The following is a 15530-nucleotide window of genomic DNA, read 5'->3' on the forward strand; positions in this document are numbered from 1 at the left end:
GGGGGCGATCATTCCATGAGGTGATTTCCCGAAGATCACCGCGGGGAGGGAGGTGAGCCCGTGCTCGACCGCACGAGCCCCCGCGTGCCCTTCGCCGGTGTGCCCCGCGTCGTGTCGGGCGTCTGCCACGGCACGCTCGGCGAGCTGTACCAGGGTCCGCTGCGGGCGGGCCCCGCCCCGGACATCGCGGTGGTGTCGTTCCCCGTCGCCCGGCACTCCCGGGTGTCGTTCACCCCGGGGGCGGCGCCCGGTCCGCCCCCGTCGCCGCCGCTCGGGGAGAAGGCGGCGACCGCGGCCCGTCTCTTCCTGGAGCACTACGGCCTCCGGCTGCCGCCCGGTCAGTGGAGCGCGCGCTCCGAACTGCGGGTGGGTGTCGGCATGGCCAGTTCGACCGCCGACATCGTGGCGACCCTGCGGTGCCTGTTCCGGCTCTTCTCGCTGCCGTACGACACCGAGGTGGTCGTCGGCGTCCTGGCGGCGATCGAGCGCGCCGACAGCGTCTTCCTCGACGAGTTCGCCCTGTACCTGAGCGGCCGGCACCGGCTGGTCCGGCGCCTGGGCACGGACATCGGCTTCCACACCGCCTTCGTGACCGAGCCCGGCACGGTGGACACCGCCGCCGTCACGCCCCTGCTGCTGGAGCACTACCGGCGCCGCGGGGACGCGTACGAGCAGTGCCTGGCCGATCTGCTGAAGGGCTTCGACCGCGGGGACGCGGCGGCCGTGGCGCGGGCCGCGACCACCAGCGCCGCGCTGTCCCAGGAGGTGCTGCCGAAAGCGACGTTCCGGAGTGTGCTGACCCACCGCGAGCGGTTCGGTGCCGACGGCGTCTTCGTCGCCCACACGGGCTGCCTGACCGGCTATCTCTTCGCCCGCCGCCCCGGCTCCCGCGCCAGGTCCGAACTGTCCGCGTTCTTCCGCTCGCTCGGCCACCGGTGCTCCTTCGCCCGGGGCGGCTACGGCTGATGCCTCAGCGGGTTGGGCAGCGGCAGGTAGCGGGCGTCGGCGCCGTCCGCGCCCGTCCAGCGCAGCAGCAGGTTCGTCTTGGCGGGCAGGGTGGGCGAGGCGAGGAGGGCGGGGATCTCCGGGACGTCGTGCCGGGCCAGTTCGCGGCGGACGGCGGGCCAGGGGTCGAAGCCGGGCCGGCGTGCGGCGAGGGCACCGGCGATCTCGGTGAGGTGGTTGACGAGCAGGCAGTACACGAGCCGCTCCCAGCCCGCCTCGCGCGACACCTCCGGCAGCAGCTTCACTCCCTCGGCGTCCCGGTACAGCGCCTGCACGGGCATGCCGTCGGCGTCCACCGCGACCAGGGTGTTCTGCAGATGGGCCTCGACGACGACGCCGTGCCGGGCGAAGGCCGTCAGGGCCGGGGGCACCACCTGCGCCAGGTACGCCGCCCACCAGGCGCCGGGGTCTACGGCGCGGTCGAGCGGGCTGCCGTCGAAGCCCTCGACGAGCCCGGCGGCCAGCAGCGGGGTCGCGCCGGGCAGCAGACGGCCGCGGAAGCCGTCGCGGACGAGGACGGCCAGGGCCTCGAAGGCGAAGTCGGCGGTGCGGTACCCGCGGTCGCTGAGCCAGGCCGGAGGGCCGTCGAACGCCGCGAACGCGGAGCACACCGCCGCGTCGGTGCGGCGCAGGGCGAGCAGGTCGTGGCGCCACAGCCGGCGGATGTCGTTGGTGATGCGCACGTCGAGGCTGAACTTGAGGAAGAGGTCCTGCCCGGGCGCGTAGAGCGTGCGGATCGCGGCCGTCGGCCAGGTGTCGAAGGCGGTGGTGCCGAGCCGGACGAGCCGGCCGTCCGCGAAGGCGCCGGAGAGTTCGGGCGCGGCCAGGTCGAGCTGCCAGGGGTGGGCGGGCAGCAGCCGGTAGCCCGGCGGGGCCGTGCCGAGGGCGTCCAGGGCCGAGGTGTCGCCCTCCTCGACGACGGTGTCCGCGCGCACGCCGAGCAGGGTCAGCGGGAAGCGGGCGTACGCCTCGGGCGCGTACGGCAGCCAGCCCGCGGCGGGGCCGCCGCCGCGGGCCTTGGGGGCCGGGTGGTGGGTGTGGCCGGTGAGGAGGCACTGCTCGGAGCGCAGATAGGGGTCGTCGGGCGGGGTGGCGCGGGTGCGGGCGGCCAGCAGCGCGGCGACGGCGTCCCGGCTGTCGATCATCTCGGCGGGCAGTTCGTGGTTGGACAGCCCGGTGTGCCCGCGCAGTTCCTCGGCGACGAGCTTGACCAGTTCGGTGTGGCCGACGCGGTGCCAGCCGCCCGCCACCCGCACCTCGGGCTCGGCGGGCCGGCGCGTCCCGCGCACCCTCAGCAGACGGTCCCCGCCGGGCAGGCGGTAGACGCGGTGTTCGCCCTCCCGCCGCACCGGCCGGGCCACCTCCCGCAGCAGGCAGTTCAGCAGCGGCACGGCGGCGTACGCGTCGGCACGCCCGGCGAGGCCGGTGGCAGAGTCGTCGCCGTGGGCCGACTCGTCGTCGGCGGGCGGGGGCATGAGGTCCACGCGTTCCACTCGTTCCCTATGGTCCTTCCGGCGTTCCGGGCGGAGATGATCAGTATGCGGTCGTCGCCGTCCCGCTGTGACGCCCCTATTCGTACCCGAGGAGCCCGCCCGTGCACCGTCCCCGAACCGCCGAGGCCGAGGTCGCCGAGGAACTGGCCGTCGTACGGCCCGGCCTCCTGCCGCGGTACCAGGCCGAACTGCCCGGCGCCCGGGCGGCCGTCCTGTCGCGACTGTGGCGCGGTCTCACCCATGACCCGCTGCCCTGGGTCACCCGCGGGGAGCAGGGCCGGGACGGGCTGACCCTGCGCCTGTCGGACGGCCGCCGGCTGCACGGCCCGCGGCCGGATCCGTACGCGACCGGCGCGTACGTCACCGTCGTACGGCTCGACGAGCGGGCGTACGACGATCCGGCGCGGCTGGTGACGGACCTCGCCGTCCCGCACTCCGCCTCCTTCGCGGCCGAACTCGGGCACAGCGTCGCCTCGTTGGCGTTGTCGAGGGCAGGGCAGGACGGTGCGCGGGAGGCGTGGCCGGAGAGCGACTGGGCGTGGGAGCAGCGGATCGTCGACGGGCATCCGTTCCACCCGACCTGCCGGTCCCGGCCCGGTTTCTCGGTGGCCGAGCAGCTCGCCTACGGGCCGGAGCACCGGCCGGTGGTGGAGCTCGGGCTGGTGCCGGTGCGGGCGGAGGAGTGCCTGGTGACGGGGGTGTGGCCGGAGGAGCTGCGGGACGGGGAGCATCTGGTGCTGCCGGTGCACCCGTGGCAGGCGGCGCACGTGCTGAAGCGGACGTGCGAGGAACGGCGTCCGGGGCATCCGCTGATGTCGCTGCGCACGTTCGCCCTGCCCGGCGGGACGCACGTCAAGACGTCGCTCAGCGCCCGGCTGACGTCCTCGGTGCGGGACATCTCGCTGCCGTCGGTCGCCGCGTCGGCGGTGCTGTCGGAGTTCGCCGGAGTTCCGGCGGCGCGCACGGACGGCCTGCTGCACGTCACCCGCACCCTGGGCGCGGCGGCGGCCGGCTCCCCGGACTTCGCGGCCGTCCTGCGGGAGTCGCCGCACGTGTACGCGGGCGGCGGCGAACGGATCCTGCCGGTGGCGGCGCTCGCCACCACCGAGCTGCCCCGCTCCCCCGGCTGGCTGGCCGGTTTCGCGCGGCTCGCCCTCACGGTGGGCCTGCGGCTGCTGGAGCTGGGCGTGGCCCTGGAGGCGCACGGCCAGAACCTGCTGGTGGTCCTCTCACCGGCGGGTGATCCGCTGCGGCTGGTCTATCGCGACCTGGCCGACATCCGCGTCAGCCCGGCCCGTCTCGCGCGCCACCGCATCGCGGTGCCGGAGCTGCCGGCCCGCATGGTCACGGACGACGAACGCACGCTCCGCCGCAAGCTGTTCGGCTCGCTCGTGGCGGGAGCGCTGGCCGGGACGGCCGGGTCGGGTGAGGCGCTCGCGACGGCGCTGGAGACGGCCGTGCGGGATCTTCCGCACACCGCGGATCTCGCCGCGCTGCGCACCGGCCCCGTGCCGACGAAGGCGCTGACGCTGATGCGGCTGTCGCCGCAGACCCCCGGGGACCAGTGGGCGGAGCTGCCCAACCCCCTGCGCTGAGGCTCGTTTTGGAGCCCGCCCCCCTTGATCATTAAGATCCGCCGATGATCACAAGCAAACGGCTGGCGGCGGGCGTCTGCGCCCTGCTCGCCGCGCTGACGGCCGGGCTCGCCTTCCCGGCCGGAGCGGCCGCCGGTGAACCCACGGGCCAGGACGCCCCCAAGGTCGACCTCGTCCTCGACGTGAGCGGCTCGATGCGGGCGCGGGACATCGACGGCCGGTCGCGGATGGCCGCCGCGAAGCAGGCGTTCAACGAGGTGCTGGACGCGACGCCCGAGGAGGTCGAACTCGGCATCCGCACCCTCGGCGCCAACTACCCGGGCGACGACCGGAAGACGGGCTGCAAGGACACCGCGCAGCTCTACCCGGTCGGCCCGCTGGACCGCACCGAGGCCAAGACGGCCGTCGCCACGCTCACCCCGACGGGCTGGACGCCGATCGGCCCGGCCCTGCTGAAGGCGGCCGACGACCTGGAGGGCGGGGACGGCTCCAAGCGCATCGTGCTGATCAGCGACGGCGAGGACACCTGCGCCCCGCTCGACCCGTGCGAGGTGGCCCGCGAGATAGCGGCCAAGGGCATCGGCCTGACCATCGACACGCTGGGCCTGGTGCCGACGGCCGAGCTGAGCCGGCAGCTGAGCTGCATCGCCGAGGCCACCGGCGGCACCTACACCTCGGTGCAGCACCAGGACGAACTCACCGACCGTGTCAACGAGTTGGTGGACCGGGCGGCCGACCCGGTGGCGACGCCGGTGGCGACGCGGGGTGCCGCCGAGTGCGCCGGGGCCCCGACGCTGAAGTCCGGGCTGTACAGCGACCGGGAGGGCTTCGGGCAGCAGCGCTGGTACCGGGTGGACGTGCCGCCGGGCAAGGAGCTGCGCGCCTCGGTGAGCGTGGCCGCGGACCGGGCCGTGAACCCGGGCTACGGCGCGCTGCTGCGCGCGGTCACGGCCAAGGGCCGCGAGATCGTGCGCGGCGAGGCGGCGGGCACCGGCCGCACGGACGTGATCTCGACGGGCCTGCGCTATCCGAAGGCCGGGAGCGACGAGGAGGACGCACCGGCCGAAGCCGTCTGCCTGGCCGTCTCGCACTCCTTCTCGGCGGCCTCCGGCGTGAAGTCCACGCCCGGCCTGCCGCTGGAGCTGACGGTCGACGTCGTGGACGGTCCGGACCGGGCGGCCGACGTGGCCGCGTTCGGCCTCGGCCGCGGCTGGTGGCTGCTGGGTGTGCTGATCCTCACCGGCTTCCTCGCCGGTCTCGTCTGGGGCTGGCTGTCGCGCTGGCGGGTCGCGGTCTGGAGGACCAACTGATGCGTATGGTGCGCGCGTTGAGCGCCGTGTTGCTGACCCTGGGCCTGGCTGCCGCCCCGGCCGCGGCCGACGCCTCCCCGAGCCCGTCGCAGGACGGCGCGTCCGCCCCCACGAGGGCGGGCACGTCGTTCCGCACGGCGACACAGGTCGAGCAGGGGCAGGAGGCCACCGCGAGCGGCTCCACCGGCGACTACCTGTACTGGTCGTTCCCCGCGGACACCGGGCAGCGCCCCACGGTCCGGGCGACGGTGAAGCTGCCGGACACCCATGCCGCCCAGACCTGGCAGATCGACGTCTACGACGGTCTGCGCCGCCGCCAGGCCTGCCAGTACGGGGCGCAGACGCGCACCGCGGCGGCGGACGCGCCCTCCGTGGAGCTGGCCTGCGTGCTGCGCACCGTCCGCGCCTGGTCGGAGCCGTGGGGCAACGACCCTCTGCCCGGCACGTACTACGTCCGGCTGACGGCCACCGGCGTCACCACCGCCGACCTCGGCCTCCCGGTCGACACCGAGGTGCGGGCCGACGCCAAGGACATCGGCGGCCCGGCGGCGGTGGACGGTTCGCTGGGCGAGCCGCTGGTGCCGGGGATCGCCGCGAGGTCCGGTGCGGAGCGGGAGGACGCGGCGGTGCCGGCCGGGCTCGCACCGGCGGACGGCTGGTCCTCCGGCCGGTGGTCGGACCGGTGGGTGTGGACCGCGGCGGGCGGCGTGCTGGCCGCGCTGGCGGGGGTCGCCGGGTACGCGCTGACCCGCGGCTCGGGGCGGCCGTCACGGGTGCCGCCGGGCGCCTGACGCGCCCTCGGAAGGCCCGCCCGTGCGGGCCTTCTCTCATGCCTCGCGCAGGGTCTTGGCGAGAGGGCCGTCACCGCTCACCTCGACCCGGCCCTCGCGTACGGCCCGGGTCAGGCTCAGCTCCCCCCGGCTGAGCGCCGTGCACGTGGCGGTGTCCAGGACGAGCAGGGCGTCGGGCTCGCGCGGGGCGGGCCCGTCGCCGTAGACGGGCCCCTCCTCGGCACCCGCGTGCAGATGGAACCGCCCTTCCTCCAGGCGGACTTCGACGAGTCCCTCGCCCTCCAGCCCACGCAGCAGGGGCAGCGCGAACCAGTGCGCCCGCACGGCGTCCGTCGGCCGGCGCTCCCCGAGTTCGCCCTGCCCCCACTCCCCCAGGGCCTGCAGCACGGGCAGCAACTCGCGTCCCCGCGGCGTCAGTTCGTACACGTAGGCCGCGCCGGGCGGCGGGAGCCTGCGCCGGGTCGCGAGGCCGTCGCGCTCCATGTCCCTCAGCCGCGAGGCGAGTACGTCCGTGCTGACGCCGGGCAGGTCCGCGTGCAGATCGGTGTAGCGGCGGGGACCGGCGAGCAGTTCCCGGACGATCAGCAGGGTCCAGCGGTCGCCGACGACGTCGAGCGCGCGGGCGGCGGAGCAGTACTGGTCGTAGCTTCGGCGAGGTGGCATGCGACGCAGTCTAGACAAGTTGTTGGACTTTCCAAGCTGCTACTTGGTAAAACCAAGCAACACCAGTTTCCGGAGGGGAAGCGCGCGCATGGAGTTCCGGCAGTCGAGCAAACTCAGCGAGGTCTGTTACGAGATCCGCGGCCCGGTCATAGAGCACGCCAACGCGCTGGAGGAGGCGGGCCACAGCGTGCTGCGCCTGAACACCGGCAACCCCGCGCTCTTCGGCTTCGAGGCGCCGGAGGAGATCCTCCAGGACATGATCCGGATGCTGCCGCAGGCCCACGGCTACACCGACTCGCGCGGCATCCTCTCCGCCCGCCGCGCCGTCGCCCAGCGCTACCAGACGCTCGGGCTGGAGGTCGGCGTCGACGACGTCTTCCTCGGCAACGGCGTGTCGGAGCTGGTCTCCATGGCCGTACAGGCGCTGATCGAGGACGGCGACGAGATCCTGATCCCCGCCCCGGACTTCCCCCTCTGGACCGCGGTGACGACCCTCGCGGGCGGCAAGGCGGTCCACTACCTGTGCGACGAGCAGGCCGACTGGTACCCGGACCTGGACGACATGGCGTCCAAGATCACGGACCGCACCAAGGCGGTCGTGATCATCAATCCGAACAACCCCACCGGCGCGGTCTACCCGAAGGAGATCGTCGAGGGCATCCTCGACCTCGCCCGCCGCCACGGCCTGATGGTGTTCGCCGACGAGATCTACGACCAGATCCTCTACGACGACGCCGTGCACCACTCGGCCGCCGCGCTCGCCCCCGACCTGGTGGTCCTCACCTTCTGCGGCCTGTCGAAGACCTACCGCGTGGCGGGCTTCCGCTCCGGCTGGCTGGTGGTCACGGGGCCCAGGCAGCACGCCAGGGACTACCTGGAGGGCCTCACCATGCTGGCGTCCATGCGGCTGTGCGCCAACGCGCCCGCCCAGTACGCCATCCAGGCCGCGCTCGGCGGCCGGCAGTCCATCGGCGAGCTGACCAGGCCCGGCGGGCGGCTGCTGGAACAGCGGGACGTGGCCTGGCAGAAGCTCAACGAGATCCCCGGCGTGACCTGCGTCAAGCCCAAGGGAGCGCTGTACGCCTTCCCGCGCCTTGACCCCAAGGTGCACAAGATCCACGACGACGAGAAGTTCGTCCTGGACCTGCTGCTGCGGGAGAAGATCCAGGTGGTCCAGGGCACGGGCTTCAACTGGCCGACCCCGGACCACTTCCGCATCCTGACCCTGCCGCACGCGGACGACCTGGAGGCGGCGATCGGGCGGATCGGGCGGTTCCTCGGCGGCTACCGGCAGTAGGGGCCGGCTGTCAGTGGCGGGTCGTAGCCTTCGAGGAGGTGGGGCGAGTGCCCCAGGGCCCGCCCCCGGGCCCGGCCCAGGCCGGAGAGGAGCGCGCCGTGACCCGACCGCCGAGCGCCGCGCAGCGGCGTGTCATCGACGCAGCCGACCCGGTGACCGGCCGGCTGCGGGGTACGGAGGCGCAGCTCACGGCACTGGTCAGGCGCGGGCTCGCCTTCCGGCACCCCCGGCCGCCGCACGACCACTTCCTGACGCCCGAGGGGCACCGCGTCCGGCAGGGCATCACACAGGCGCCCCCGCCCGCCGGGGAGACCCCCGCCGCCACGGGCGTGTTCGCGGCACGCACCGGTGGTGAAGCGGACCCTCCGCGGCCCGGGCCCGCCCGGCGCCGTGAGGTGCACAGCGCCTGGCAGGGGCTGCTGGAGCTGCGCCGGATGACCAACCCGGACGGGGCGGTGGACCGGCCGTGCCGCTGGGAGCGCACGCATCTCGTGCAGGCCGCCGCGCTCGCCCTGGAGGCGGCCGGGCACCGTCCGGCCGGCCCGGACGACGGGGGCTACCGGGTGCGGGAGACCCCGCAGCCGGAGGCCGTCGCCGTCCACGAGCCGGACGGCGGGGCGCTGCGCGCCTGCGCGGCCACCCTGGAGGGGGCGGGCTGGCAGGTGAGCGAGCACCGCGAGCCGCGCACGGGGACCCGGTATCTCCTGGCTTCGCCGCGCCGGACGTGATGAGCATGCCAAGATCGGTGGATCGTTGTGCATGACACGAGAATCCGGTGCGAGAAGGGAAAGCCGTGACCGAGCCGTTTTCCGTCCCTGTGACCGTCCGTGGCTACGAGACGGACGTGCAGGGGCACCTCAACCAGTCGGTCTACCTGAACTACGCGGAGCACGCCCGCTGGTCGCTGCTCCAGGCGGCCGGGATCAGCCAGTCCGCCCTCATCGGCAGCGGCGTCGGCCCGGTCGCGCTGGAGACGACCATCCGCTACCTGCGGGAGCTGCTCGCTGGCGACGAGGTCCGGGTGACGTGCGCCTTCGAGTGGGGCGGCGGCAAGACGTTCCGCATCGAGCAGACCGTCGTGAAGTCCGACGGCACGGTGGCCGCGGAGATCACGGCGGTCGGCGGCGTCCTCGACCTCGAAAAGCGCAGGCTGGTCGCCGACCCCGCCGAGGCCTTCAGAAAACTGGCGACCGATCCAGGCCTGTTCGGGCTCTAGGCGGCATCGCGCCAGATCGTCATGTCCAGCGTGAGGAAGGCGAGTTCCGGCAGCCCGGTCGACTTCGTCTGGACCGTGAGCAGTGCGATGTCCCCGGACGCGTGCTTGACGCAGATCTGGCCTCCCACCGGCACCGAGGCCAGCGTCCAGCGACGCTGATCGGCGGGGGCCAGCATGAGCCGGCACTCGTCGAGGGAGACGCCCTCGTCGGTGAACATCTGGATGAACACACTGGTGTCGCTCTCCACCGCGCACCCGGCGTCCTCGCAGTCGAAGCGGATGTCCCCCTCGCGGTCGTCGCGCTGGTACGGCTCCTCGAAGCTCAGCGAGTTCTTCGCGTCCAGCCGCTGGAGCACCAGGCCGACGGGGCGCGGCGTCCCGGAAGCGGTCGGGGTGGGTTCCGAGGCGGGTTCCGAGGCCTGCGGTGTCCGGCCGTCGGCATCCGCGTCGGACCCGGAGGCCGACGGCGCCGCCGTCGACGGGTCCGACGACCGTCCGGACCTGTCCGGTCCCGGCGTCGACGGCGCGCCCGCCACCCACTCGCGGAACCTGTTCCCCGCGTCGGCGACCGTCCACGCCAGGCCCGTCAGCACGAGCGCCCCGGCCGCCACCGCCGCGGTCGTGATCAGCGCGGTACGCCGTCTTCGCGCCCGCCGCTCCCCCGGCCCGGGCGGCAGCGGCTGGGGCTGGGTGACGACCAGCGGCCTCGGCAGGACCCGGGTGGGGGCGGGGGCCGGGGGCGGGACCGTCGGCTCCGGGCCCATGACGTCCCGCCAGACGGCCGGGCCCGCGCCCGCGTCGGCGTCCGTGCCCAGCCGCTGCCGGCACCACGCGACGATCTCCGCCAGGCCGGCCCGGTCCTCCGGGGCGGCGGCCAGGCAGCGGGCGAAGAGCGGGCGGAGCGGCTCGGGCAGCAGGGACAGGTCGGGTTCGTCGTGCACGATCCGGTACAGCACGCCGACCGCGGAGCCGTCCCCGTACAGCGGGCGGCCCAGCGCCGCGAACGCCGCCGTCTGGCCCAGGGCGAAGACGTCGGTCGCGGCCGTGACCTCTCCCGCCGCGGCCTGCTCGGGCGCCATGAAGTGGGGCGTGCCGACCGCGGCGCCCGTGGCGGTGTGCGAGGTGAAGTCGGCGGCCAGGGAGATGCCGAAATCGATCACGCGCGGCCCGTCGGCGGCCAGCAGCACGTTGGACGGCTTGAGGTCCCGGTGCACGATGCCCGCGGCGTGGATGGCCTGCAGCGCCTCGGCCACCCCTGCCACCAGCCACAGCACCGCGGGCACGGGCAGGGGTCCGCGCCGGGCGACGGCCTCCGTCAGGGACGGACCGGGCACGTACAGCGTGGCCGACCAGGGGGGCGTGCCGTCGGCGTCGGCGTCGATCAGTTCGGCGGTGTACGCGCCGCGGACCCGCCGGGCCGCCTCCACCTCCCGTCGGAACCGCCGCCGGAAGGCCGGGTCGTCGGCCAGCTCCGGTCGTACCACCTTGACCGCCACCGGCCGGCCGCCCTGTGTGTGGGACAGGTAGACCCGGCCCATGCCGCCCGCGCCGAGCCGGGCGGCGAGGCGGTATCCGGCCACCTCGGGCGGATCGTCCGCCCGCAACGGCTGGAACACCTCGGTCGCGTGAGTCATCGGCCCGTCTCCCCCTCATCCCCTGGTCCCCGGTCGGCGGTCGGCCGACCGGGGCAGAAGCCTAAGCGGATTCCGACGTGCTCATGACGCGGCCGGTGTCTTCGGTGTGCCCGTGAGCTCCTCGCCCGCCTCCATCGGGTGGGTCACGTCGTGGGCGTCCCGGCCGCTGCGGCCCAGGTGGTTGAAGACCAGGTTGAGCAGTACGGCCGCCACACAGCCCGTCGAGATGCCCGAGTCCAGGACGATCCGCGCCGTCTCGGGGAAGGCGTGGTAGAACTCCGGCGCCGTGATGGGGATGATGCCGACGGCCAGCGAGACGGCCACGATCAGGACGTTGTTGTCCTTGTCCAGGCCGGCCCGGACGAGGGTCTGGATGCCGCTGGCGGCGACCGAGCCGAAGAGGACCACGCCCGCGCCGCCGAGGACCGGGCGCGGTACGACGGCGATCAGCGAGGCGGCCATCGGGCACAGGCCCATGAGGACGAGGAATCCACCGCCGGCCGCGACGACGTACCGGCTGCGGATCCTCGTCATGGCGACCAGGCCGATGTTCTGCGCGAAGGCGCTGCACATGAACCCGTTGAACACGGGGCTGATCGCCGAGCCGAGGGTGTCGGCGCGCAGGCCCGCCGCGATGGTCTTCTCGTCGGCCGGGCGGTCGACGATCTCGCCCAGGGCCAGCATGTCGGCGGTGGACTCGGTCATGGAGACCACCATCACCACGCACATCGAGATGATCGCGGCGAGCTGGAACTGCGGGGCGCCGAAGTGGAACGGGGTCGGGAAGCCGATGACGTCCGCGTCCGCGACCGGGCCGAAGTCCGTGACGCCGAGCGGGATCGCGATCAGGGTGCCGGCGACCAGGCCCAGCAGCACGGCGATCTGCTTGACGAAACCGCGGGTGAAGCGGCGCAGCAGGAGCACGATGAGCAGGGTCACGGCCGCGAGGCCCAGGTTCGTCGCCGAGCCGTAGTCGTGCGCCGCCGGGTTCGGTCCCTGCGCCCAGCCGAAGGCTACGGGCAGCAGCGATATGCCGATGAGGGTGATCACGGAGCCGGTGACGACCGGCGGGAAGAAGCGGACCGCCTTGCAGAAGACGGGGGCCGCGATGAAGCCCAGGAGTCCGGCGACGATGACCGCGCCGAAGATGATCGGCAGGGCGTCGGACTTGTCCTCGGTGGAGGCGACGATCGCGGTCATCGGGGCGACACCGGCGAAGGTGACGCCGTTGACGAACGGCAGCCGGGCGCCGATCTTCCAGATGCCGAGGGTCTGCAGGAAGGTGGCGAGGCCCGCGGTGAACAGGCAGGCGCCGGTGAGGAAGGTCAGGTCGGTGGCGGAGAGGCCGATGGCCGCGCCGACGATCAGGGGTGGGGCGACGACTCCGGCGTACATGGCGGCCACGTGCTGCAGGCCGGTCGTCGCCATCTTGAGCGCGGGGAGTTTTTCGTCAACGGGGTGGTCGGCCACGGCGGCGTCCCTCCGGTCGGTTACACGGCTGCGCCCTGTGGCGCCCGTGGGTGTCAAGGAGGTGGTGCGGGTGGTCGTGCGGGACCGGACATGCGGTGAACGGGGGGCCGTTCCGGGGCGCGCCTGTCGACGCGCCCCGGAGACGGCCGCCGTGGGCCCCGCTCGGGTCCACGGCCACCGGCCGGGAGCCGTCCCTCCCGGCCGGAGTCATCGGGGGGTCAGCCCTGTGCGGCGATCCTCGCCAGGCGCCGGGCCTCGTCCCGCGTGGCGCGGGCGATGGCGTCCTCGTCGGCCGTGAGGAGGCGTCCGTCCTCGACGATCTGCCGGCCGTTCACGAAGGAGGCGGTGACGGGGGCGGCCGCGCCGAAGACCAGGGCGGTCACCGGGTCGGCGATGGAGGCGTGGGCGAGGGTGTCCATCCGCCACAGGACCAGGTCGGCGAGCTTGCCGGGCTCCAGGGAGCCGATCTCCGCCGCCCGGCCGAGGACCTGGGCGCCGCCGTGCGTGCCGAGGCGCAGGGCCTGGCGGGCGTTGAGCGCGGCCTCCCGGTGCGCGCCGAGGCGGTTGATGAGGAGGGCGTTGCGCAGCTCGGTGTGGAGTTCGCCGGACTCGTTCGAGGCGGTGCCGTCGACGCCGAGGCCGACCGGGACGCCGGCGGCGAGCATGTCGGGGACGCGGGCGATGCCGGCCGCGAGGCGGGCGTTGGAGGACGGGCAGTGCGCGACGCCGGTCCGCGTCCGGGCGAAGGCGGCGATGTCGGAGTCGTTCATGTGGACGCAGTGCGCCATCCACACGTCCTCGCCGAGCCAGCCGGTGGACTCGAAGTAGTCGGTCGGGCCCATGCCGAACAGTTCGTGGCAGAACTTCTCCTCCTCCACGGTCTCCGAGCCGTGGGTGTGCAGCCGCACGCCGAGCCGGCGGGCCAGTTGGGCGCCGTCGCGCAGCAGCTCGGTGGAGACGGAGAAGGGCGAGCAGGGCGCGACGGCGACCTGGGTCATGGCGTCGAAGGAGGAGTCGTGGTGCTGCCGCACCGTCTCCTCGGTGGCGGCGAGCGCGCCGTCGAGGGTCTCGACGGCGAAGTCCGGGGGCAGGCCGCCGTCCTTCTCGCTGCGGTCCATGGAGCCGCGGGCGAGGGTGAAGCGGACGCCCATGTCGCGGGCGGCGCCGATGATCGCACCGGAGAGGTCGCCGGAGCCGCGCGGGAAGACGTAGTGGTGGTCCATGGCGGTGGTGACGCCGCCGCGGGCCATCATCGCGAGCGAGCCCTGGGCGGCCGCGCGGACCATCGGCTCGTCGATGCGGGCCCAGACCGGATACAGCGCGACCAGCCAGTTGAAGAGGTTGTGGTCCGTGGCCAGGCCGCGGGTGATCCACTGGTAGAAGTGGTGGTGGGTGTTGACCAGGCCGGGGGTCACGAGGTGGCCGGAGGCGTCGATGCGGCGGGCGACGTTCTCCAGGCCCTCGGGGGCGGGGCCCGCGCCGAGGGATTCGATGCGGTTGCCCGCGATGACGACGTGTCCGGAGGCGTACTCGGTGTCGTGCGCGTCGACGGTCGCGATCGCGCAGTTCTCGATGACGATGCGCCGGTCTGCTGCCATGGTTCGTCCTTTGCGCTGATGTGGAGAGGGCACGGCAGGACCCTGGGAGTTTGAGTGCCGTGGCCGGAGAGAGAGGTTCCCCGGCCACGGGTGCCGAAAGAGGGAACGTCAGAGGTTGGTGAGGTCCGCGGGGATCCTCGCCTCACAGCCTTCCCTGAGGATCGTCGCCTCGATCAGGCCGTAGGGTCGGTCGGCGGCGTAGTACACCTCGTTGTCGTTCTTCAGCCCGAACGGCTCCAGGTCGACCAGGAAGTGGTGCTTGTTCGGGAGGGAGAAGCGGACCTCGTCGATCTCGCTGCGGTGGTTGATGATCCGCGCGCCCATCTGGTACAGCGTCTGCTGGAGCGAGAGCGAGTAGGTCTCCGCGAAGGCCTGGAGCATGTGCTTCTTCACCTGCTCGTAGGACTTCTCCCAGTTCGGCATGCGCTCGTCGTCGTCGGTCCAGTTGAACCGCCAGCGGCCGGAGACCTCGGTGGCCAGGATGCGGTCGTAGGCCTCCTTCAGCGTCGTGTACTTGTCCTTGACGTAGCCCCAGAACTCGGAGTTGGTCGAGTTCATCACGACCAGGTCCTTCAGACCGGAGACGACCTCCCACTGCTCACCGTCGTAGGTGATCTGCGTGAGGCGGGTCTCCTGGCCCTTGCGGACGAAGGAGTGCTTGACGTCGTCGGCGCCGATGAACCGCGAGTTGGCGTCGGAGGCCTCGATCCGCTCCCAGGCGTACTCCTCGATGCGGATGCGGGCCCGGTGGATCGGCTCCTGGCTGGTGACGAAGTGCCGGGCGAGGTGGATGCCGAACTGCTCGGCGGACTCGATGCCGTGTTCCTTGGCGAACGCGTACACCGTGTTCTTGGTGGTGTCGGTGGGCAGGACGTTGGCGTTCGAGCCGGAGTAGTGGACCTCGTCCATGTCGCCGCTCAGCGCCACGGACACGTTCAGGTCCTTGATGTGGTGGGTGGCGCCGTCCCGCGTGATCCTGACGACTCGGTTCTCGGCCTTGCCGTACTGGTTCTGTCCCAGCAGGACAGGGCGGCCCGGGCGGGAATTGACGGTCATGTAGCTAGCTCCCTCGGTATACGGAGTAGCCGAACGGGTTGAGCAGCAGCGGTACGTGGTAGTGCTCGCCCGGCACGACGGCGAACGTGATCGCCACCTCCGGGAAGAACACACCGGCGCCGCTGTCCCGATTCGCGGGGGCGTCCTGCTGCGCATCGGCTTGCTTCTTCTCGAAGTACGGTTCGACCGCGAAGTCGAGCCGTACGTGGGTGGTCCCCTCCGGCAGCGCCGGGAGGTCCTTGCACCGGCCGTCCGCGTCGGTCGCGGAACCGCCGAGCGCCTGCCAGTCCGCCGCCCGCCCGGAGCGGGCCGAGAGCCGGACGGCGACGCCCTCGGCGGGGCGGCCTGCGCTGGTGTCCAGGATGTGCGTGGACACGGACGCGGTGGTGCTGGTGCTCATGA

14 protein-coding genes are annotated in these 15530 nt (G+C 73.3%); 7 read left to right on the forward strand and 7 right to left on the reverse strand.

What is annotated here, in order from left to right:
- Nucleotides 1-60 precede the first annotated feature (60 nt).
- Entirely contained in the window at nt 61-966 is a 906-nt protein-coding gene (locus ABZ948_RS23635; protein WP_359762548.1) for a GHMP family kinase ATP-binding protein, read from the forward strand.
- Here the strand turns inward: ABZ948_RS23635 and ABZ948_RS23640 are convergent.
- Nucleotides 957-2498 carry an IucA/IucC family protein gene (locus tag ABZ948_RS23640; protein WP_359762550.1) on the reverse strand — a complete coding sequence of 514 codons (1542 nt, stop codon included), beginning with the start codon at nt 2496-2498 and terminating at the stop codon, nt 957-959. The genes ABZ948_RS23635 and ABZ948_RS23640 overlap by 10 nt on opposite strands.
- 101 nt (nt 2499-2599) lie before the next feature.
- Between ABZ948_RS23640 and ABZ948_RS23645 the strand changes: the two genes are divergently transcribed.
- Genes ABZ948_RS23645 through ABZ948_RS23655 form a run of 3 tightly spaced genes read left to right on the forward strand, consistent with a single transcriptional unit; the run spans nt 2600 to nt 6194 of the window.
- Nucleotides 2600-4093 (forward strand): IucA/IucC family protein, encoded by a 1494-nt coding sequence (locus ABZ948_RS23645; RefSeq protein ID WP_359762552.1) that lies wholly within the window; start codon nt 2600-2602, stop codon nt 4091-4093.
- A gap of 44 nt (nt 4094-4137) precedes the next feature.
- Nucleotides 4138-5403, forward strand: a complete 1266-nt coding sequence (locus ABZ948_RS23650) for a VWA domain-containing protein (RefSeq protein WP_359762554.1) — start codon at nt 4138-4140, stop codon at nt 5401-5403.
- On the forward strand, nt 5403-6194 hold the full coding sequence (locus ABZ948_RS23655) for a hypothetical protein (protein WP_359762556.1): 792 nt from the start codon (nt 5403-5405) through the stop codon (nt 6192-6194). Before ABZ948_RS23650 ends, ABZ948_RS23655 begins: the two co-directional genes overlap by 1 nt.
- A gap of 36 nt (nt 6195-6230) precedes the next feature.
- Here ABZ948_RS23655 and ABZ948_RS23660 read toward each other — a convergent pair whose 3' ends face one another.
- The gene (locus tag ABZ948_RS23660; RefSeq protein ID WP_359762558.1) at nt 6231-6857 is read right to left on the reverse strand and encodes a winged helix-turn-helix transcriptional regulator; all 627 of its coding nucleotides are present in this window, start codon (nt 6855-6857) and stop codon (nt 6231-6233) included.
- A gap of 88 nt (nt 6858-6945) precedes the next feature.
- Here ABZ948_RS23660 and ABZ948_RS23665 point away from each other — a divergent pair, with 88 nt between their 5' ends.
- The 3 genes from ABZ948_RS23665 to ABZ948_RS23675 all read left to right on the forward strand — a co-directional run bounded on the left by ABZ948_RS23665 (nt 6946) and on the right by ABZ948_RS23675 (nt 9370).
- A complete protein-coding gene (locus ABZ948_RS23665) occupies nt 6946-8154 on the forward strand; it encodes a pyridoxal phosphate-dependent aminotransferase (protein WP_359762560.1) in 1209 nt (402 codons plus the stop codon).
- A 98-nt stretch (nt 8155-8252) separates the two neighbouring features.
- A complete protein-coding gene (locus ABZ948_RS23670) occupies nt 8253-8882 on the forward strand; it encodes a hypothetical protein (protein WP_359762562.1) in 630 nt (209 codons plus the stop codon).
- 65 nt (nt 8883-8947) lie between these two features.
- Complete coding sequence (locus ABZ948_RS23675; protein WP_359762564.1) at nt 8948-9370, forward strand: acyl-CoA thioesterase; 423 nt, start codon at nt 8948-8950, stop codon at nt 9368-9370.
- Here the strand turns inward: ABZ948_RS23675 and ABZ948_RS23680 are convergent.
- From ABZ948_RS23680 to uraH, 5 genes are all read right to left on the reverse strand, one after another.
- The gene (locus tag ABZ948_RS23680; RefSeq protein WP_359762566.1) at nt 9367-11004 is read right to left on the reverse strand and encodes a serine/threonine-protein kinase; all 1638 of its coding nucleotides are present in this window, start codon (nt 11002-11004) and stop codon (nt 9367-9369) included. The genes ABZ948_RS23675 and ABZ948_RS23680 overlap by 4 nt on opposite strands.
- Nucleotides 11005-11085: 81 nt before the next feature.
- A complete protein-coding gene (locus ABZ948_RS23685; RefSeq protein ID WP_359762568.1) occupies nt 11086-12474 on the reverse strand; it encodes a nucleobase:cation symporter-2 family protein in 1389 nt (462 codons plus the stop codon).
- A 218-nt stretch (nt 12475-12692) separates the two neighbouring features.
- A complete protein-coding gene (locus ABZ948_RS23690) occupies nt 12693-14072 on the reverse strand; it encodes an 8-oxoguanine deaminase (RefSeq protein ID WP_359762570.1) in 1380 nt (459 codons plus the stop codon).
- A 108-nt stretch (nt 14073-14180) separates the two neighbouring features.
- The gene (pucL, locus tag ABZ948_RS23695) at nt 14181-15128 is read right to left on the reverse strand and encodes a factor-independent urate hydroxylase (RefSeq protein WP_359762572.1); all 948 of its coding nucleotides are present in this window, start codon (nt 15126-15128) and stop codon (nt 14181-14183) included.
- A 4-nt stretch (nt 15129-15132) separates the two neighbouring features.
- Nucleotides 15133-15528, reverse strand: a complete 396-nt coding sequence (uraH, locus tag ABZ948_RS23700; protein ID WP_359762574.1) for a hydroxyisourate hydrolase — start codon at nt 15526-15528, stop codon at nt 15133-15135.
- Nucleotides 15529-15530 lie beyond the last annotated feature (2 nt).

This window comes from Streptomyces olindensis, from assembly GCF_040645895.1.
Classification (GTDB): Bacteria; Actinomycetota; Actinomycetes; order Streptomycetales; family Streptomycetaceae; genus Streptomyces; species Streptomyces olindensis.